This is a genomic window from Spirosoma daeguense, from assembly GCF_054776875.1.
In genome coordinates, this window is record NZ_BAAHBF010000004.1 from 795547 (window position 1) to 816959 (window position 21413).

Consider the following 21413-nt stretch of genomic DNA (forward strand, 5'->3'; position numbering starts at 1 on the left):
GTCAGAGAGGAGATTTCTGACTTTATACTTATAAGCCCTTTAAAACAACGGTTTTAGCATTGAGTTTTCTTGTCTGTGTATCATGCAATCAACCACAAGAACAAAAGCTGAGGTTTCAGGAACTTCCTTCGAATGTTTTGTAAATTCTAAGGGAGTTATTTTAGATCAAGACTCCAGGAAACCTATCAACTTGGCGAGGATTTGTAATAAACGACAAAAAGTAACAGATCACTTTCCGTTTATGCATATATCCGATTTAAGTAAAAAATAGCAGATTATGGTTTCAAGTTACCGGCTATTTAGATACCCTGAACTTATCTTTTTAAAAGCCAGCTACAAGTTTACTGATACTGTTCTGACAAGCTGTTTGCGGTAAAGGTGTAACCCATAACCCTATTTTCTCGACCCCAAAACGTACCATTCATCGTAAGATAAGTTTATTCTCATGTAGTTTTTTTTGACAGTTGAACCAGCGAAACGACATGGCTAAACAATACAACCGGTACAATAAAACCGGGTAGCCAGACATAAGGCGCTTTCAGCACGCCAATATTCGGTTGGTCGAATGCAAGTTGTTGGAACGGTAGCGGTGCCGACAATATCGCATGAATCACAATATTGAGTAGCAACAGTAGCGATACTACGTTCCAGACGAATAGCCAACGTAGTGAAACCGTCTTTTGCCGAAAAACCAGCCAGGCTACGAGTGGTGCCGTTAACCCGGCCAATATATCAACGTTTCGCCCGGCAAAGGTCATCAATTCAGGAATTTGACGATAAACGTATAATCCATAAAGCGTTAGCTCAACTGGCACACGTACTACGTGCAAAAACGTCAGTCTGGGCAGCGGCAATTCTTGAATTAGGGTACTACTTTTTCTTATAACAAACAGGCTAAAGATCAATAGAAGTGGAGGGCCAAGCGTCAACATAAAACGGGGAGGAAGCCCCGAAAATTGAAAAAAGAACTGTTGATAGGCCAGCCATGCAAGCAACAGCAGCCAGCCGATGCTTATTATCAATAAACCACGAGCTATTCGTACCGAAATCGGCAAAACCGCTACGTATAGCAGATAAAGTGTCAATACGGTTGTAACCACGAAAAAGCTATCTAACCACAGCGGGGTTGTTTCGTATAAGTGCGATAAGTTGGGATACATCTGTTCGTTTTCGGGCAGGAAAGTGCTTTGCCACCACAAAGGAAAGCAGCTATTTTCAGCTTAAAATGAGCAATCATTAGTTCGAAAACGAATGGTATCAGAAACGAAGATGAATGGTCATTGAGAACTAGAAGCATCCAGCCATTTACGAAAATCGACACTCCGATACCGACTTACAACAACTTCATGATACGTATGCTGCCGGTGTATAGCCGGAACCAGCGTAACGATAAGTTTGCGGTTAACATCGTCCCGAACAGCGCGTACTGAACATGTACTGACAACAAACTGGCGGCTCAGTTGAAAGAACTGATGCTTATCTAAATCAGGTGTAAATTGGGCAAATGACGAATAGTTTGTTGCGATCTGTTGGCCGTCAGTTTTGATCATCAATACCAATCCACCTGTTGAATAAAAGTAAGCGACCTGCTCTACAGGCAATCGTAGCTGCCCATTACTCACCTCTACGATTACAAGCGAAGAGCCTGAAGATGTTCTGGACATTGTTTCCGACGTAGCGTCGTTATTGGTGTGATACGTATTCTTCTGACGTTCAGACCAAAAAGCTCTTAACAGATAAAACCCTACATAGCCACCATTGACAAGCGTAGCTAACGTAACGCAGACAATAATTCCTTTTGCCAGCATCGGAAAGGCGGGCCACTGATGTCCATATGCCTGTTGTGCCAACGGAAACACAAGTGCAAAAGTCAACAACGTAGCACTCCCACCCAACAGAAGCTGATACACCAGCCGTTGGCCAGGATTTTGCCAGAACGGCAGTCGCTCATCAAGCCATCGAAAAATAAACAGGTTCACTTCCCAACAGGAAAACATCACCGTAGCTACCGTCAGGAAGTAGAGCCATGGGAATTGATATCCCGGCTGGCCAGGCAAGATCTGACTAAAAACAAGGTGTGAAGCAACCAGTGCAGCCAGCGGAATCACTATTGAGCGAAGCAATATGCTCTGCCAACGGGTTAGACCAATGTTGCTATGTACGGATTTGCGGCTCACTCACTACGCTAATTAATCTGGCTTTCTGAGGCATTATTTTATCTCTACTTTTTATTGATAAGCGCTCAATAAAATAGTAAAAAGCATAACCCGAAGAAAAGATAAGAAATAATGCCAATAAGATGAAAATTATTCCTCTGTCTGGAACAATTGCTTCGGCCGTATGGATTGCCAAAGCATGGGTCAAATAAAGTGAATAGGACGATAAAGCAACTATTGAAACAACCCGATTTTTTGATAACACCCAATCCGATGCATCAATACAAAAACATAATATACCAGCAAAAAATAACGACAGAAAAAGTATTCCAAAGCTATACAGCAATGCGTTATTGGTTATAAACCAGTAAATGGCTGTTCCACCCATAGATATACCTACTAATTTTATCAATAAACTAAAGCGTTTCCATAAGTCAGTTTTCACGACGTATATATACGCACAGAGTACGCCCGTTGTTAGGCCATCTAGCCGTAAATGAGTAGCGGTTAACCAATAGCCAAAGTCAGGGTAATTAGCAGCATGCATAAATAATCTCATGCTGAAACTATATAAAATAGTCGCTACGCAAATAGGAATAACAATATCGAATCGCAATCCTATATACAATAGTAAAGGTAAAATCAAATAGAAGTGTTCTTCAACGCATAAAGACCAGCTAACCATAAAATAAGGCGGCATTGGCTGGTAATTTTGTAAAAATAAAAGAAACGAATAATCGAACTTCTGGCCTCTTACTATATATACAGATAACCAGCTAATAAATAAAGCAATTAAATAAGGAGGTATCGTCCGCAGCCATCTTCTCCCCCAGAAATCAAAAAGATTTACATTACCGTGTTCGACATAATCACGAAAAAAAATACCTCCAATCAACCAACCACTTAAAACGAAAAAAATATCAACTCCGTAGTTGCCTAGTGAAAATACTTTATAAACTGGAGTAGGTAGTGTTGGTAAATATTGGCTTAGGTGATATATAATAACAATTAATATAGCGATAGCTCTAAGAAGGTCGAGATTAGCCTTACGCGTTTTCATGATCAATAGATGAAGATACCGAGATATCCTTTCGGCCTTATTAATATAATTTCATCTACATAAACCTACAAACCAAGTGGGTCTATTTGAGAAAAAAACAACCTAAAACCCCGTAATGATATATTATATGTAAAAAAATTTCTATTTTAATTACTAATACAAAACCATAAAAAGTACTGATTTGAGAAAAAGTACTTTCACCAAAGAAAGTATGTTAATGGTCTGAATAAGCTACTAGCGTTTTTCATTCGCACTAAAATTAACTATATACATACGATACGTCGACCTATAAACGACAAACTATTTTACAGTAATAATTATCAGCATCATCGCAAAAAAGAGTTTTTTATTCTACCAGCAAATCTGAGATTACCTGAGCCATTACTTTATTACCGGCAATAGTTAGATGATCCGTTCCATCGAGCATTTTACTCGTATTTTCACTATATAATTTAACCGGACTTGCATAACGAATATTTTCTTTTTTCAGAAACGATTCAATTTCACTTGTCATATCTGCTAATTCATACGTATTATTTTTATAAGATGCACCGGAAGGCAGAATAATAACACTAAACGGCACTTTTGTCTGTTCTTTTAGCTGGTGCAGGCTGTCAAAAATTTTCTCTTTTGTGCCGTCAAAAGCCCAATGATAATAATCTGTATTATAGGTAACTTCTCCTTTCTTTTTTATTCGATAAATTAATTTCCGCAAGAACCACAGCGATTTAAATGAAGGAGGATTAAAATAACGATAAACGCCGTTGTCTGCGCCTTCATACATCGAATTACGTAGCGTAAAATCATTCAGATTTAACACATAAACAACTTCATCAAATTGATATATTGGCTGGTATTTAGCAAACTGGGGCACCATTTGCGGGGTTGCATAACCCGGAACGCCTAAATTAATAACTTCGATAGTATCTTTTCGAACCGATTCTGTAAGTTCACTGAGCGTGCTGTCCTGACTTTGATTGATCCCGAATACAACCGAATCACCTAATAAACCAATACGTCGTTTTTGTTTCTGAGTAGTATCAGAGCTTTCCCGAACACCTTGCTTATTTATTTTCAACAATCGACCATCATTCAATATATTAAACCTTGGCCTTAATTCATATCCCAAGTCTGGGTTATCTGATTTTTGCAAATAAAAAAATGCAGAATTTTTTACAGAATCGAGTTGTCTTTTAACAACCACAAAATAAAATGCCTGAGCAACTAATTCAATGATCACGCAACTCAATAACAAACCGATTAAGAAGGCGATTACTGTTGCTTTACTGGAATTCATTTTCGTAAGATTTTCTCAACTAATTAGTAAAGGTTGCTGTATTACTTTGCTGCTCTGAGCAATACGTTTAGTGTATACTATCTATAGGTAAAACAGACTATCTATGAGTGCATCAATAGATAAAAGCACATACTAATAACAGTATACATATTGGGTATAACGCTAGCTAAAGAAGCAACAATATCACTATAGCTCTTTTTTTTATAGCAAAACCAACAGCCGCAAAAATACTAAATCGTTGAAAATGGTATCGAAAAAATTGTTTAAATTTTCATAAACTGCTTCACATAGGCATAAAGAACCATACCTGATAATAGAAATCAGAGAATTCTAAACAATAAATTGGTCTACATTCTAATTCTGAAGTAACATATCGATACGTCGGATTGACTGCACCACAGAGCGCACGGTATGGTAATTGATTTTCCATGAATGGCTCATATGGGTCCAGATGGGAGCACCCTGGCGAGTCATGAGCGGCCACCACTCTCCTACCGGATGATTAACCATTTTGTCGATAACAAACCGATGGACGTTTTCGTAAGCCTTTCCGTATTTCTCATCGCCAAAAATCCGATAGGCGTCCAGTAAACCTATCAACACTTCGGCCTGTTGCCAGAACTCTTTTTCCCGATCATATACCGTACCCCCATGAGAACCTTCGACAAAAACGCCACCATGTTCCCAGTCTACCCCATAATCAACAGCGTGCGAGAACGATTTCAGCAATTGGTCTTGATACTCACTGTGCGGAATTTCGAGCACTGATAAAGCATGCATCAACAGCCAGGCAAACTCAACATTATGGCCGTAACTAGTGTTATCTTCCGCTTCCCGTTTTGCGCCATCTTCCGTAAATCGATCCCAACCCCAGATAACATCAAATTTTATTTGCGGAGCCACACGCCAATCGGCCCAGAATTGAGGAATGCCCGTCCCATAGGTCGGGTGCATAATTTTCCCTGTTAGCAACGTAATGACTTCCAGTAGTTTCCGGCGATGAAGCGACTGTTGCGAACATTCATACAATGTAGTGAATGCCTCCATCAGGTGCATGTGCGCATCGAGGGTTTTACGGTCACCACCAGCCGCGCCCGGCCCTTTCAGGATCCAGTCACGATGGAACATCTCGAAGTAACCACCGTAGCACGTATCAACTGCGTGTTTCTGCAACAGATCAAACACACGTTGCGCATAGTCAATACCGCGCTGATCGCCCGTTGCTAACGTGTATTCGCTCAGGCAATAAATGGCGAAGCTTTGGCCGTATACAATTTTCTGGTCGCTAATAACCTCACCTTTGCGGTTGGTCATCCAGTAAAACCCGCCGTGTTCTTCATCCCACATTCGATTAATGAGATAATCGACACCATGACGTGCCATGTCGGCCAATACACCATCGCCATAACCGGCCCGGTGCGCCGATGCATACGTATAGATGGAGCGAGTTTGCGCAATGAGCGATTTTTCGTCTTCGCCCGAATCATTGCCATCTTTGTCAAAATGCGTAATGAAGCCGCCATTGGTCTGATCGACAGCCCGTTTTATCCAGAAAGGCAACAGTTCACGGGTTAGGTGATCGTGTAATTCCTGACGGCAATGTTGAAGGGTTTGGTTAGTCATTAGGATAAAATTTCTTGTGAAGGGTAAGGATTTCAAGCAACGTAGCAGTGCCTGTCTGGCGTAATTTCTGTACGGTCACAGCGGCTGCCAGATTCGCCATTGCCAATGCCTGTTCGACTGTTGCATTAGCGCCCCGACAGGCTGCCCAGCTTGCTACAACCGTATCGCCAGCGCCAACCGTATCCAGCTCACCTGTCAATGATAATCCTTCGACAGATTGTTCTCCCTGTGCATCTATGTACAAAATACCGGCTGGCCCACGGGTAATAAGAAGTCCTCCGCCAAGTTGCTCACGAAGCTGTTTCCCGTGTTTAACACACCAGTCTTTATCAGGATGCGCGAGGGCCGTAATACCCAGAAAGCGAGCCAGTTCGTCGGTGTTCACCTTCAACGTAGCACCATGCACATACGTACCAACAGTACGCATATCGGCCACGAATTGAACATTTGGGAAGCGTTCGATCAAATCATTGATGGCTGTTGCACGCTGCTGCGTCAGCAACGGATTAGCGAATTGCTGATTGATGATCAGTACGTTCAGCCTGGGCAGTAGCTGTTCCAGTCCGTCGATTAATTCCGAAAAATAGGTATCCGACAACGTATTGGCTGTACCGAAATCAATTCTGTTGGCTTCTTCGGCTTTTTCGTTCGGTTTGGTATATACGCAGGTATCCCAGTTTTGAGAGGGTATCAGTAAATGCTCGGTCGATACGTTCAGTTGGCGAAAAAGATGCTGCATTTCACGCCCGTATAAGTCATTGCCGACGCAGCCCACTACGTGCAGCCCCGGAATACCCAACGCAGCCAAATTCTGCACTACGTTACCGGCAGCTCCGAGCGACGCCGTAGGATGGCTTCCCCAAAACACATCCAATTTTGTTTCCAGTGATGTCTCACCAGTCTGAGTTTGTAACGTATAATAAAGATCGAGGGCAAAGTCGCCGATTACGCCAACATTTACGTGTTTAAATCGGTCAAAGAGAACTTCTATTTCGGTAGTTGTCATCTGGGCAGCCAGTTTGCGGGCTCCGTTTTCATGTGGACTGCAATTTTATTCGATACGCGGCTTAATCAAAAAAAATTTGCATTATTTAGCGACAAATAATCATTTTCTCACCCGAATCGCTGGATAAAGTGATTTAGAAAACACTTCTCTTCAACTGCTGTCTATGACGTATTATACGCATCCGAATCGAATTTTAGTAGCACTTGATTGCATCATCTTCGGTTTCGATGGCGAAGAGTTGAAACTCCTGTTAATCAAACGAAACTTTGAGCCGGAGCGCGGCAACTGGTCGCTGATGGGAGGTTTTTTACACGATGAGGAGGATCTGGAAGTGGCTGCCCAACGAATATTATTTGAGCTTACTGGCCTGAAAAACAATTTCCTCGAACAATTGCAGACGTTTGGTTCCGTAAAACGCGACCCTGTTGAACGTACCATATCGGTTGTTTACTACGCGTTGGTTAACAGCCAACAGCAGGATATTAATGCCATCCGGGCACATAATGCATTCTGGATTAGCCTGAGCCAAAAACCAAAACTCATTTTCGACCACGATGCTATGGTTGATCAGGCGCTACGTCAGCTACGGTATAAAGCCGCCCTGCACGCCATCGGTTTTGAGTTGATGCCAGAGAAATTTACCATTCCTCAACTTCAGAAAGTCTACGAAGCCATTTACAATACCCAGCTCGACCGCCGGAATTTCAGCCGTAAAGTCATGTCGACCGATTTACTGATCGACACGGGCGAAAAAGACGAAAACTCAGCCACAAAAAAGGGAAAATTGTATCGACTGAATACAACCAAATATCAGCAATACCTAACCGATTACGTCAGCTTTTTTCCGGAGTTAACCCTAACGTAACGACTGAACTAGCATTATCAAAAAATAATTACGTTTCGCATTGAAAAAACACAAGTGAGTTGTAATATTGTGTCAGTTAAACACGATTCGATAAAATAGTAGTAATAAGCGGGTTATTTGCCTTTTCCGCACAGGCGGTACCGGCAGCAAGTTGATGGAAATCTATTCCTGATGAACACTTTTTTCATATGATTAATCAATATGTTATCGGCCTCGACTTCGGCACTGACTCAGTAAGAGCGCTGGTCGTTAATGCACACACAGGCGAAGCCGTTGGCACACACGTTCATGAATACGCTCGCTGGAAACGCGGTCAGTACTGCAATCCGGCAACCTCGCAGTTTCGGCAACACCCGCTCGACTATCTGGAAGGGCTGGAAGCAACCATAAAGGGCGCATTGGCGCAGGCTCCTGCCGACGTTCGGGAACAGGTTGTCGGCATTTCGATTGATACCACCGGCTCCACGCCCTGCGCCGTTGACGAAAGCGGTTTACCCTTGGCACTACGTCCTGATTTCGCCGAAAATCCCAACGGTATGTTCATTCTCTGGAAAGACCATACTGCCAATGCCGAAGCCGAAGAAATCAACAATCTCGCTCATCACTGGGATATTGATTACACGAAATACGTCGGCGGGATTTATTCGTCGGAATGGTTTTGGGCCAAAATTCTTCGGACGCTACGTGTCGATGAAGCCGTTCAGAAACACGCCTTTTCCTGGATCGAACACTGCGACTGGGCCTCTGCCGTACTAACGGGCAATACAAATCCGCTCACGCTACGTCGGTCACGCTGCGCTGCCGGACATAAAGCATTGTGGCATAGCGAATTCGACGGACTTCCTTCAGAAGAATTCCTGACCAAGTTGGACCCGCTCCTTGGCGGTATACGCGACCGACTCTTCACCGATACGTACACGGCTGACCAATCAATGGGAAACCTGTCGGCCGAATGGGCGGAGAAACTTGGCCTTTCCACTAACGTAGTAATTGGCGTTGGCGCGTTCGACGCACACATGGGCGCTATTGGGGCCGAAATTGAGCCGTATGCGTTTGTACGTATCATCGGAACATCGACCTGCGACATTCTGATGGCTCCTAATGAAGAAATTGGTCACCAGCTTATCCGGGGTATCTGCGGGCAGGTCGATGGTTCCGTAGCACCGGGAATGCTTGGCCTTGAAGCTGGTCAGTCAGCGTTTGGCGATCTATATGCCTGGTTTGCGCGATTAATTACCAAGCCTGTAAGAGACTTACTGGGCGATGAAGCCGCCGATACGTTAGCCAGTCAGCTTATTCCGCATCTGTCGACGCAGGCTGCTACGTTGCCTATTACGGAAAACGATGTGATTGCGCTCGACTGGATCAACGGCCGCCGGACGCCCGACGCTAACCATACGCTCAAATCAGCGTTAGCTGGCTTAAATCTCGGAACGGATGCTGCGACTATTTTCAAAGCATTGGTTGAAGCAACGGCATTCGGCTCACGTAGCATTGTCGACCGGTTTATCGACGAAGGCGTTCCCATCAAAAAAGTAATTGCCATTGGTGGTGTTGCCAAGAAATCGCCCTTTGTGATGCAAACCCTAGCCGACGTATTGAATAAGCCCATTCAGGTAGCCAGTGCCGATCAGGCCTGTGCGCTCGGAGCGGCTATGTGCGCGGCTGTAGCGGCTGGTGTTCACCCAAACATGGAAGCAGCTCAACAGGCTATGGGTTCTGGTTTCGACGCTGAATATCAGCCACGTCCAGAGACAGTAGCCACCTATGAGAAGCTCTATCAGAAATATCTGAAGCTCGGAAAATTTGTAGAAGGAAAGTAAAAAGTGTCTTATCAACCGCAAAGGGCACAAAGTTTCTCGCAAAGTTCGCCAAGGTTTTCTCCGCGATTCTTTGCGAAATCCTCGGCGAACTTTGCGGTTATTTCTATAACCTGAAAAACATGCTTGATTTAAAACAGTACGAAATTTGGTTCATTACAGGTAGCCAGCATTTATACGGCGAAGAAACGCTAAAACAGGTTGACGCGCATTCAGAAATTATTGCCGAATCGTTTAACAAATCAGCCGATATTCCGGTACGAGTTGTTTTCAAACCGGTGGTAAAAACGCCCGACGAAATCTACGCCATTTGTCAGGAAGCGAACGTAGCGCCCAATTGCGTAGGTATCATTACGTGGATGCATACGTTCTCGCCCGCCAAAATGTGGATTCGTGGTCTGAACGTATTGAAGAAGCCGATGCTTCACCTCCATACACAGTTTAACCGCGACATTCCGTGGGGCGACATCGACATGGATTTTATGAACCTAAACCAGTCGGCGCACGGCGACCGTGAATTTGGTTTCATCATGTCACGCATGCGCCTGAATCGGAAGGTAGTGGTTGGTTTCTGGCAAGACCCCAATGTAATTACCCAAATCGCTGGCTGGACGCGCGTTGCCGTAGCGGCTTACGAGCTAAAAACAATGAAACTGGTTCGTTTTGGCGATAACATGCGTCAGGTAGCTGTTACGGATGGCGATAAAGTGGCCGCTGAAATGACGTTCGGCATGTCGGTCAATACGCACGGAATCGGTGATCTGGTAGCCGTTATCAATCAGGTGACGGATGCCGAAATTGACCGGTTGGTTGCTGAATATGCCGACAGCTACACGCTGATGGAATCGCTACGTAAAGGTGGAACGCAGCACAGTTCGCTACGTGATGCGGCCAAAATTGAAATCGGTATGCGGGCGTTCCTGAAAGACGGCAATTTTTCGGCCTACACCGATACGTTCGAAGACCTCCACGGCATGACTCAATTGCCGGGTATTCCATCGCAACGACTTATGGCCGACGGTTACGGTTTTGGCGGTGAAGGCGACTGGAAAACGGCGGCTATGGTACGTACGTTGAAAGTAATGGCGGCTGGACTTCCGGGCGGTAACTCGTTCATGGAAGATTATACGTATCATTTCAACCCCGGCAATCCGCTTGTTCTGGGCTCACACATGCTCGAAATCTGTCCGTCGATTGCTGCCGGAAAACCAACCTGCGAGATTCATCCGTTGGGCATTGGCGGCAAAGCTGACCCCGTTCGGCTGGTATTCAATGCACCCGCTGGCCCGGCCATCAACGTATCGCTGATCGATATGGGCAATCGGTTCCGACTTTTGGTCAATGAAGTAGAAGCGGTTGAGGTTCCTGAAGCACTGCCGAAACTGCCCGTTGCCCGCGCCATCTGGAAACCTCTCCCCGATATGCAAACGGGTTGTGCAGCCTGGATTCTGGCCGGTGGTGCTCACCATACGGTTTACAGCCAGAACCTGACAACGGACCATATCGAAGATTTCGCCGACATCTTTGGCGTCGAACTCGTGGTCATCGACCGCAACACAAACTTACGTCAGCTCAAAAACGAACTACGCTGGAGCGAAGCCGCATACAGATAACTTTAAAGAGTGAAAGAGCGAATGGGTGAATGAGCGAATTTCTACAACGATCGCTCTTTCACTCTTTCATTCTTTCGCTCTTTCATACATATGAAAAAACAACTCCTGACCCTCCTTTTTGCTGGCGGAAGCCTGATGGCAACGGCGCAAAACAAAGTGACCATCAACGGTAATGATGGCAAACACGTTATTAGTCGTCATATCTACGGACACTTTGCCGAACACCTTGGCCGATGTATTTATGACGGCTTTTACGTCGGTGAAAAAAACACCAAAATCCCGAACAAAAACGGCGTTCGGATGGACGTAGTGGAGGCTCTGAGGAAGCTAAAAATTCCAAATCTGCGTTGGCCGGGCGGCTGTTTTGCCGATACGTATCACTGGAAAGACGGCATCGGCCCGAAAGTCAAACGCCCGAAAATCGTAAATACGTGGTGGGGGGGCGTTACGGAAGATAATAGTTTCGGTACGCACGATTTCCTGAATATGTGCGAGTTGCTGGGGACCGAGCCATATCTGGCCGGAAACGTTGGCAGTGGTACGGTGCAGGATCTGAGCGATTGGGTGCAGTACGTCAATTTCGAGAAAGACAGCCCCATGTCAAACCAGCGTCAGCAAAATGGTCGTGCTACGCCCTGGAACGTGCGTTATTGGGGTGTTGGCAACGAAGCCTGGGGTTGTGGCGGTAATATGAAGCCCGATTACTACGCCAATATCTATCGGCAATACAGTACGTTCATGAACAACCGGGTGGGCAAAGAAAAGATCTTTCGGATTGCGTCGGGCGCCAGCGATAACGATTATAACTGGACCGAAACGCTCATGAAAAACATTCCCGGCTCGCTCATGGAAGGGCTGGCTGTGCATCACTATTCGGTGCACTCGTGGGGCGAAGGCAAGAAAGGTTCGGCCACGCAGTTTTCTGATCAGGAATACGCCAAAACGATGGAACAGGCGCTGCTAATGGACGAGCTGATTGAGAAACACTCGGCCATTATGGACAAGTATGATCCGGAGAAAAAAATTGCAATGGTAGTCGATGAATGGGGTGGTTGGTATAACGTAGAGCCGGGGACTAATCCGGGATTCCTTTATCAACAAAACACCATGCGTGATGCCGTTTTAGCCGGTGCTACGTTGAATATTTTCCATAAGCATTGCGAGCGCGTTCGAATGGCGAATCTGGCACAGGCGATAAACGTATTACAGGCCGTTATCCTGACCAAAGGCGATAAAATTATGCTGACGCCAACGTATCACGTACTGGAAATGTACAACGTTCATCAAGACGCTACAATGTTGCCTGTCGACGTAAAATCGAATGATTTTACTATCGAAAACATAAAACTGACCAGTGTATCGGCCTCCGCTTCGCGTGACAAAGCCGGCAAAATTCATATCTCGCTGGTAAATATTGATCCGTCCAAACCGCAGGAAATCAACGTAGCGTTGAAAGATCTAAAAGCTGGCAACGTAACGGGGCGTATTCTTACCTCGGCCAACGTCCGCGATCATAATACGTTCGAGAATCTGACCAAAGTAAAACCTGCCGCCTTCACGGGTGCCAAATTAACCAACAACGACTTAAACGTAACGCTCCCCCCGGCTTCGGTGGTGGTTTTAGAACTTTAATGATAGAATTTCGAATGATAGAATGAATCAATAATTTATCAATAGAACCTATTCACTTATTCTATCATTCAATCATTCAAAATTGAACGATGTACACGACCTTAAAAGAAGAATGCTATGAAGCCAACATGCAGCTCCCGAAGCTGGGGCTGGTGTTGTTTACCTTTGGCAATGTAAGCTCCGTTGACCGTGACCGATCGGTGTTTGCGATTAAACCAAGTGGTGTGCCTTACGACGAATTGAAACCACAGGATATTGTCATCTGCGATTATGACGCCCGTATTGTTGAGGGTAAAATGCGCCCTTCGTCGGATACGAAAACGCACGCGCTACTCTACAAAACCTGGGAAACAATCGGCGGTATTTCGCACACCCACAGCACACACGCCGTTGCCTGGGCACAAGCTGGGCTCGATATTCCCATTTTCGGAACTACCCACGCCGATCATACACATCAGGATATTCCCTGCGCTCCGGCGCTGACCGATGAGATGATCGAAGGTGATTATGAGTACGAAACCGGCAATCAGATTTTCAACATCTTCGCCGAAAAAGGACTGTCATACAGCGAAATGGAAATGGTTTTACTGCAAAATCACGGGCCATTTACGTGGGGCAAAACTGCCGAAAAAGCGGTTTACAACTCAGCCGTACTGGAAGAACTGGCGCGGATGGCCTATCTGACGCTTCAGATCAATCCGAACACACCTCGTATTAAAGACACGCTACGTCTGAAGCATTACGAGCGCAAGCATGGAAAAAATGCGTACTACGGTCAGGGATGTTAGTGGGATAATACGTAGTGAATTCTGCTTTATAGTATTAAAAAGCCCATGCTGGCTTTATCCTCTAATTCTAGTAACGTATCATATTCGTCCATGAAATTTCTGACTCAATTCCTATCGCTGGCTCTTCTATCGGGCTGTGTAGTTATGACTTCCTGTTCCTCCAACAAAGAAACGGCTGAGCAAAAGCCGGGTATCGAAAAATCCGTGTATGGCCAACTTCCCAACGGGCAAACCACCGATTTATACAAACTCCATAACGCGGCTGGCATGACAGTCCAGATTACCAATTATGGCGGCATCATCGTTGGCCTGACCGCGCCCGACCGGAACGATAAGTTTGAAGACGTAACGCTCGGTATGGATTCGCTGGCGGGCTACGTAAAAGGAACACCTTATTTCGGCGCATTGGTAGGTCGTTACGGCAACCGGATTGCCAAAGGCAAGTTTACGCTCGATGGGAAATCCTATACGCTAGCTACCAACAATATGGGCAACCACCTGCACGGCGGTCTCGTCGGTTTCGATAAAGTGCTTTGGAACGCTACGCCCATTGAAGGCGATGAACCAGCTTTGAAACTGACTTACACATCGAAAGATGGCGAAGAAGGCTATCCCGGCAATCTGAACGTAACCGTTACGTATACGCTCCAGAAAGATAACGCCTTAAAGATTGATTACGAAGCCACTACCGACAAACCAACAGTTGTTAACCTGACCAATCACACGTACTTCAACCTGACGGGTGGTGCTAAGCGCGACATCCTCGACCACGAACTGACGCTGAACGCCGATCAGATGGTTCCTGTCGATAATACGTTGATTCCAACGGGCAAACTACAACCTGTAGCCGGTACGCCCTTCGACTTCACCAAGTCAACCGTTATTGGCAAACGTATTAACGATTCGACGGATACGCAGATTAAATACGGTCTGGGTTACGATCACGCATGGGTGCTGAACGGCTCTGGCGATTCGCTTAAACTGGCTGCCACGGTTTACGAACCAACCAGCGGACGGGTTATGGAAGTGCGCACCACACAGCCAGCCATTCAATTCTACACGGGTAATTTCCTCGACGGTACGTTAACTGGTCGCGAAGGAGTGGCTTATCAAAAACGCTACGCTCTTTGCCTCGAAACGGAACACTATCCAGATTCGCCGAACCAGCCAAACTTCCCATCGACGGTGCTACGTCCCGGCGAAACGCATAAATCAACTACTATTTACCAGTTCTCGACACGTAAGTAGTAGGGCTGATTTTATACAAACACGGCGGACATCCTGTCCGCCGTGTTTATACTACTTTTAGTCTTTCTTTTTCCCTTTCTTTTCTTCTTTCTCGCCACCAGTAATCTTGAAAATAAAGGGCGATGAAGTCATATATTTACCGCCCTGCGCAGCCGCAAACAGATACTTTGGGTGCCCATGACGCATCAACAATTGTGGGCGTTCCAGCCGACCGTATCGGGTCAGATGATTCGGGGCGGGTGGCTCTTTAGTATAATCGGCAATGGAGCCATAGGCAAGCTTGGGCGCATCCCAATGAATACCATCGGTCGAATTCAGGTAAAGGCCGTCGTTGTGCCCAAAAACACCCATATCGCGAGCCAGCATATTGAATTCGCCATGCTGTAACCAGACATACGCATCTTCAAATTGCGCATTATTCCCCCGGCCAGAGAAATCGAGAATTGGCTTTTTACTCACCCGTCGATAAGGCCCCGTCAACGTATTGGAAACGGCCAGACCGTATTTCCGATTTCCGCGAATGGCCGCTTCTCCTGCTTTTTCTTCATCCTGCGTATTCCACGATTTATAATAAAGCCAGTACTGTCCATTCGGGTGCTTTACAAACGACGGATTCGTTGTGCAATGGTCGTCCCACGTACCAGCAACACCCGGCTGAAGCAGGGGCTTATCCATTCGTTTCCAGGGACCTTTCAAGGATTTCGCGGTAGCCAATCCGATACGTTGCGTATCGGTTTTCCCGTTCGAATTGCCCATATAAAACAGACAATAGCGACCATCGGAATACGTAATGTGCGGATTATGGCACGTAGTAGCATCCCAGGCCCCCTCACGCGGAGCCAGCACGGTTTCTACGTACTCAAATGGTGATTCAGGCGATTCGGCTACGGCGTGCGCAATTTCGGAGCCATTGATCCAGCCTTCCATTTTTTTGTCGGCCGACCAGCGCGAATAAAACAGATGTACTTTTCCATCATGCCCATAAATCGGGCTACTGCACCACACATACCAGTCGGGCGATTCCAGGGCGCGGCCAATGGGTTTCAGACGTTTGCCGAATACAGAATTATCGTTCAGTAAAAACGATTCAGCCAGCCCATGTGCGAAGGTATCCGAAAATGGAAGCAGGGATAATCCAGTAAGGAAATCTCGTCTGTTTATCATAGATCAAGGTTGAGTGAAACAAAGCAACGTAACGGCCGACGATACGTTTTACCAAATATGTATCTCTATTTATCTGATAACGAACCGACGGGCGTTAACAGTATCGGGCCCAGTAACCCCGATGGTACAGCCTCCCAATTGGTTGCATTGAAAGGTCGGTATCGAATATCAACAATATTGATATCGTAAAACTTCTTCCATTCGGGATGTATCCGGTCGTATAGCCGCATGTAATTGGCCGACAGATTCGTTACGTCGATCTCAAGTTCATTACGATTTGCTTTCAACAAACTAGCTGGTATCATAACGCGATAGGGCAAACACCAGGCCGTTCCAATGGGCTGCCCATTCACCCGAACGTCAGCTACTTCACGCACGTCGCCCAGATCGAGTTGATACGTTGTAGCTTGTTCACCATCAGGCAAATTGAACGTAGTACGATAACGAGCCGTACCAGAAAAATAACTCGCTGAGTCCGAAAAAGTTGTCCACGAGTTCAGATTCGCAATCGTTGTCGACAACGCTAAAGATGGCCTTCCGCCCATAAACTGTACCTGCCATGGATTCTGCACTGGAATTGAAGCAACACCGACGTTGCGTTCATCCGATGCGGAATTTGCTACGTTAGGCTTAGCCGTTTTTTTACTGTCGACGTTCACAAAATACGCCTGTCCCGGTTCAACCGAAAGTAGAATTTCGGGTTGTCCGTTCCGTCCTTGCCGCACAGGCAATTGCTCTGTTTGATTCGTTAGTGGATCGTAGCGGCTGACGTGCCCTTTCGCTGAAAGCTGAATCCAGTTCTGGCGAAACTGATTACTTAAATTGGTAATAAAATATTGCGTTGTATCGGCATTACGTTTGCGAATGAACGACAATCCCTCAACCGCCCACGGCTCTACGCGCACGCCCAGTTGCGGCAACGTAGTGAAGATATCAGAGCTCACCATTACGTTCTTCATCTGCTGAAGCTGTTTCCCTACCTGCGTAATGATTGCCGAACGTGCCTGATGGTTATAAAATCCGGCAGCCTGTTCGGGCAATTGCTGATCGAACACAATCCGGGCACCCTGTTTCGCCAGCTCTTCCAATTGACGTAGCGTTGTTTCGGGCAGATACGTAGTACGCGGTACGAGAATGATCTGATACGTAGCACCACCCGAACTACGAATTTCCTGTTTATTGACGGTCAAACTTTTCAGCAATTCATCTGATACGTAGTCGAAGGAATAACCGCGCTGACTGAGTTGTTCGCATAAACGCCCGAAAGGTTGCGGCAGAAGCCAGCGTTCTACGTGGTGTACTTCCAGTTGGTGAATGCCCCCCGCCGATTTTGCCGGTGTTGCCCATAAATCATGAATCGGCAAATAAACCAGTATGTCGTTGTCGGGCTTACTGGCCTGAAGACGGGTTTGACAACGCTCGATGTACTTATTGAGCAAGGGCAGATGCGGCCAGAAATGCGAGGCCGGGCCGTAATGCGTCGATGCGTAAAACACCCAGCCGGGCCAAGGCTCAGACGGTGGCGAATAAGGCGTACCGTGGTAAAAAATATGGTTAATGCCAGCCGCAAACAATTCGTCGATCTGCGGTTTTATTTGCGACAGCGATACCTGAAAATGATTCGCCAGCCAGGTTGTGGTTTCAGAGCTGACCAGCGGTTTACCCAGCAGATTAGCCGCCGATGAAGCAAATTTCATAGCCAGTGGATTGGGCGTTCCGAACCGGTCGACTTCATAATTGGCATCGACCCGCAAACCGGGAATCGGAAACCGGCTGGAGCCAAACGATTCGGTTTCGGGAATATCGGCCTGAGCGTAAAGGTCGATCAGATTTCCGGGTGACCCATGGGCCTGATTTCGGGATAGATAGCCCGCTTTTCTGGCCCAGTTGCCCCAAGTTTTGGCAAATCCATCGTTCAGCAATTCGGCCAACGTCTGGTGATAATCCTGATGAACCAAAATACTTTCGCTACGTTGAGTGGTATCGGTAAACAGGGCAAGTTGGCTGTTAAGATCGTAACCGCGCCGGGCTTTGAATTCGGACAGAAAATTATCGGTCCAGTTGGCTCCGTAGACTTCGTAGGAATCATTATAAACGGCTCGTGGGCGCTCGGGCATACGTAGCAGCGTAGAGTCGAATCGGCGCAGGTATTTTTCAATAGCCTGTTTGCTAAAATAGTCGACCACAAGCCCCTGCCCGCCCGGTGCCGGTCGTTTCACCTGCTGTTTGGTCAGTACCGTGGCTAACGTTCCGTTCTCATTTTTCCAGGCTTTGGCCGCAATGTCGTCCGATACGTTCGGCCCGCCAAACGGCCAACCCGTACCCGTGGTCAGGTCGACACCGAGCCCAAGCCGTTTTCCTTCACGAATGGTATGACCGACCACAGCCTGCCAACGTTCACTTAAAAATGGGATAAACTGGTTTTCGTAGCCTTTAACCCCGTAAATCGGGATGATATGCACACCACCTAACCCCGCTTTTGCAAATTGCTCCAGTTGATACGTAACGTCGGCTTCATTGGCGGCACTGCCCATCCACCACCAGTACGTCCACGGCTTTGCGGTCTGCCGATTCACGATGGGCTGCTGCGCCATCGACGTGGTTAAGAGCGTTAGCCAACTAGTAAGTATAAAACCGGCCAGTAGAATCTGTTTCATAAGAGGTACGGGGTAATGGGTTTAAATAAACACATTTAAACCCATTACCCCGTACTGCTCTCCCCTATTGATGCCGATTTATAGGCTTATTTCGGTGTATTTTTCACGTCAAACAGTGTTCGCTGATAACCGGCACGACCATCGGGTGCGAGACCATTGATTTCGACAAGGTATGTTCCAGTTTGGTCGGATGTGTAAAAATCGACCTGTGACTTCCCTTCGGCATTGACCAACAGGTTTGGATTCCAGTACAATAACGTCCGGCCATCGGGTAAGCGGCTGGTCTGTTGCTTGGGTGTTTCGTAACGAGGAATGTAGAACTCCCGCTGAAGCTGGAGGCCATCGTAATCGAGTTTTACCAGTCGGTTATCGAGCAGAAATCCCGATAAATCATTTTTGTAAGTCATAAAGTTGATGATACCACTGAAGGCCGTCATGCCCATCAAATACCGATTCGTCACTACGTCTATCTGCTTCACTTTCAGTGGATTAAATTCAATTACCCGATCCATATTAAAAATAGGAACGCCATCCATCAGTACCATTGAAGGCTCTTCAAAAAGGGAGCGATACGGCAGGTTCGGCACCATCAGCCGGAAATGCCCGTCGCGTTTACGGGGAAGCACACCTGTTACGTATTCACGTAACACTTCTTCCATCCGAGGAAAACGGGTGTAGGCATCCAGCAGATAGGTTTCAGACGGTTTACCATAAAAAGCGCTGCTGTCAACATCCGGATAACGATACCGGATGATATCATCGCCCCAATACGTTGACTGCACCTGCATGGCCACGCTCCGATTTAGTAATTGCGTTGCGTGCGATTCGTTGATGGCCAGCTCGGGAAGTCGATAAGCCGATATTGACGTAGAGAACGGATTATCGATGGTTAGTTTGTTGAGACTGTCTTCAGGGTTTGTCTGGGCAAAAATGTTTTTAGGGCCGTAAAAATCCTGCATCTCGTACCGGACCCGCCCTTCAGCATCACTCCGAAATACATACAGGCGAGTAGGTTTTCCGAGCGTCGACAGGTACGTTACAATGTTTGGAACAGGCTTGCCGGTTTCAGGATTCGTTACGCTCCCCTGAATGACCAGTCCGTTCGGCTCGGCTATATAAGGTCGGGTTACGGGATTTTTCTGAAGCAGGTCGTCCCAACGGAATCGGCGCCAGCCGTGCGTCAGCATCAGATTGTCGGTTGCCAGTGCTACGTCGGCATTGGTCGGTTGCAAATAATAGTCAGGCGATTCGATACGTCCGGCAAGATCCGATGTCATCCATAAGTAATTCAGGATATTATCGCTAGCTCCGTCAGCTAGCGAATCGACCCGATAAACGGCTACGGACATCGACGGCCGATTGATTTTGCCCGCCGATGCCTGTGCAGAAGCATCGAGCGTAACTTTAGTTCGGGATGCGTATTGCGGATGGTCTGATTTGAGTTGAATACGTAGCTCCTGCATTGGGCGTTTAAAATACAATCGTTCACAAACCGGCTTCTGAGCCGCATCGAAAATCGTTAGGTGCGAAACGCCATCGCCCAGCACTTTTTTATCGACTTGAAACGTAGCTTCCTGTTGCATGAACTTTGTTTCAGCCACTTTGATTTCCTGCCGGGTGTGCGCAAACAACGATATGCTACCCACATTACTCAGGTTCGTATTGACGGTGATTTTCAGTTGGTCTGGCCCGCTTTCCTCCAAGCGCATTACGTATCCCTGCGCCTTCACAGCCGGGAGAGAACGGGTAAACGGACGTCCTTTCTCGTCAAAAACAACAGCCCGATACGTAGCGACCTCGGAAGGCGCAAAACTAAAGCGTCCAATCCCGAATTTCTGCGACTGAAACCGGACTAACGTATCATTCTGCGCATTGATGATACCGCCCCGAACCGCTACGCCCTTGCCCGATTCATCAGCAATTTTAAACGCTACGTTGCTGGCAATTCCCTGTACCAGATGCCCGCCTTCCGGAAAAAACTGAATGTCGTAGTCTGAATTTTGTTTGGCAAACGGCAAGCCAAGGGGCTTAAATGAGTTGACAATAGTCAGGTTTTTCTCGAAGAAAAAATCGGCGCTGAAATTTTTCATCCAGTTGGTATACGCCCGTAACCGATACGTACCCGAATTAAGCGACGACGGCAAAAAGAACGCACCGCTCCCGCCATTGGCAGTCAACTCGACCTTCGCCTGTAACACTGATCGCTGTTCTTTATCCAGCACCTCAACATACGCAACTTTGCTGATATCAAGCGGCTGATGCAACGTAGCATCGACGTAGTATACCTTGAACCAGATCGTTTCGCCAACCATGTAGGCCGACTGATCGGTGTGCACAAACAGTTTTTCCTGAATGGTCTGCCGGCGATACGTATCAAACGATTGCGCAACCGTTTTTGCCGATTCTGTTGTCTGGCCGAATCCGCATAAACTGCTTAATGTCAGCAGGCTACCAGCCCAATATGATATAATTCGTGAGGTCATT

15 protein-coding genes are annotated in these 21413 nt (G+C 46.6%); 6 read left to right on the forward strand and 9 right to left on the reverse strand.

Translation table 11 applies throughout. From position 1 onward, the window contains the following. Nucleotides 1-443: 443 nt before the first annotated feature. The 6 genes from ACYVD4_RS16020 to ACYVD4_RS16045 form a co-directional block, all read right to left on the reverse strand. The gene (locus tag ACYVD4_RS16020; RefSeq protein ID WP_460947387.1) at nt 444-1160 is read right to left on the reverse strand and encodes a hypothetical protein; all 717 of its coding nucleotides are present in this window, start codon (nt 1158-1160) and stop codon (nt 444-446) included. 117 nt (nt 1161-1277) lie between these two features. After that, nucleotides 1278-2177: a LytTR family transcriptional regulator DNA-binding domain-containing protein gene (locus ACYVD4_RS16025; RefSeq protein ID WP_460947389.1), complete on the reverse strand. Its 900-nt coding sequence runs from the start codon at nt 2175-2177 to the stop codon at nt 1278-1280. After that, a complete protein-coding gene (locus ACYVD4_RS16030; protein ID WP_460947391.1) occupies nt 2155-3216 on the reverse strand; it encodes an acyltransferase family protein in 1062 nt (353 codons plus the stop codon). The genes ACYVD4_RS16025 and ACYVD4_RS16030 overlap by 23 nt, the downstream gene beginning before the upstream one ends. Nucleotides 3217-3562: 346 nt before the next feature. After that, nucleotides 3563-4513 (reverse strand): SGNH/GDSL hydrolase family protein, encoded by a 951-nt coding sequence (locus tag ACYVD4_RS16035; RefSeq protein WP_460947394.1) that lies wholly within the window; start codon nt 4511-4513, stop codon nt 3563-3565. A gap of 354 nt (nt 4514-4867) precedes the next feature. Further along, nucleotides 4868-6136 carry an AGE family epimerase/isomerase gene (locus ACYVD4_RS16040; protein WP_460947396.1) on the reverse strand — a complete coding sequence of 423 codons (1269 nt, stop codon included), beginning with the start codon at nt 6134-6136 and terminating at the stop codon, nt 4868-4870. Continuing rightward, nucleotides 6129-7142 carry a bifunctional heptose 7-phosphate kinase/heptose 1-phosphate adenyltransferase gene (locus tag ACYVD4_RS16045; RefSeq protein ID WP_460947398.1) on the reverse strand — a complete coding sequence of 338 codons (1014 nt, stop codon included), beginning with the start codon at nt 7140-7142 and terminating at the stop codon, nt 6129-6131. The genes ACYVD4_RS16040 and ACYVD4_RS16045 overlap by 8 nt, the downstream gene beginning before the upstream one ends. Nucleotides 7143-7305: 163 nt before the next feature. Here ACYVD4_RS16045 and ACYVD4_RS16050 point away from each other — a divergent pair, with 163 nt between their 5' ends. The 6 genes from ACYVD4_RS16050 (at nt 7306) to ACYVD4_RS16075 (ending at nt 15108) form a co-directional block, all read left to right on the forward strand. Then, nucleotides 7306-8007 (forward strand): NUDIX hydrolase, encoded by a 702-nt coding sequence (locus tag ACYVD4_RS16050; RefSeq protein WP_460947400.1) that lies wholly within the window; start codon nt 7306-7308, stop codon nt 8005-8007. A 188-nt stretch (nt 8008-8195) separates the two neighbouring features. Then, nucleotides 8196-9830, forward strand: a complete 1635-nt coding sequence (locus tag ACYVD4_RS16055) for a ribulokinase (RefSeq protein ID WP_460947402.1) — start codon at nt 8196-8198, stop codon at nt 9828-9830. A 119-nt stretch (nt 9831-9949) separates the two neighbouring features. Then, nucleotides 9950-11440 (forward strand): L-arabinose isomerase, encoded by a 1491-nt coding sequence (araA, locus tag ACYVD4_RS16060; RefSeq protein WP_460947403.1) that lies wholly within the window; start codon nt 9950-9952, stop codon nt 11438-11440. 90 nt (nt 11441-11530) lie between these two features. Continuing rightward, a complete protein-coding gene (locus tag ACYVD4_RS16065; RefSeq protein ID WP_460947406.1) occupies nt 11531-13072 on the forward strand; it encodes an alpha-N-arabinofuranosidase in 1542 nt (513 codons plus the stop codon). 89 nt (nt 13073-13161) lie between these two features. After that, the gene (locus ACYVD4_RS16070; protein WP_460947408.1) at nt 13162-13860 is read left to right on the forward strand and encodes an L-ribulose-5-phosphate 4-epimerase; all 699 of its coding nucleotides are present in this window, start codon (nt 13162-13164) and stop codon (nt 13858-13860) included. A 90-nt stretch (nt 13861-13950) separates the two neighbouring features. Then, nucleotides 13951-15108 (forward strand): aldose epimerase family protein, encoded by a 1158-nt coding sequence (locus ACYVD4_RS16075; RefSeq protein ID WP_460947410.1) that lies wholly within the window; start codon nt 13951-13953, stop codon nt 15106-15108. 57 nt (nt 15109-15165) lie between these two features. Here ACYVD4_RS16075 and ACYVD4_RS16080 read toward each other — a convergent pair whose 3' ends face one another. The 3 genes from ACYVD4_RS16080 to ACYVD4_RS16090 form a co-directional block, all read right to left on the reverse strand. Next, nucleotides 15166-16272: a glycoside hydrolase family protein gene (locus tag ACYVD4_RS16080; RefSeq protein WP_460947412.1), complete on the reverse strand. Its 1107-nt coding sequence runs from the start codon at nt 16270-16272 to the stop codon at nt 15166-15168. Nucleotides 16273-16337: 65 nt separating this feature from the next. Continuing rightward, entirely contained in the window at nt 16338-18929 is a 2592-nt protein-coding gene (locus tag ACYVD4_RS16085) for a glycosyl hydrolase (RefSeq protein WP_460947414.1), read from the reverse strand. An 86-nt stretch (nt 18930-19015) separates the two neighbouring features. Next, a complete protein-coding gene (locus ACYVD4_RS16090; protein ID WP_460947416.1) occupies nt 19016-21412 on the reverse strand; it encodes an MG2 domain-containing protein in 2397 nt (798 codons plus the stop codon). Between the last annotated feature and the right edge of the window lies 1 nt (nt 21413).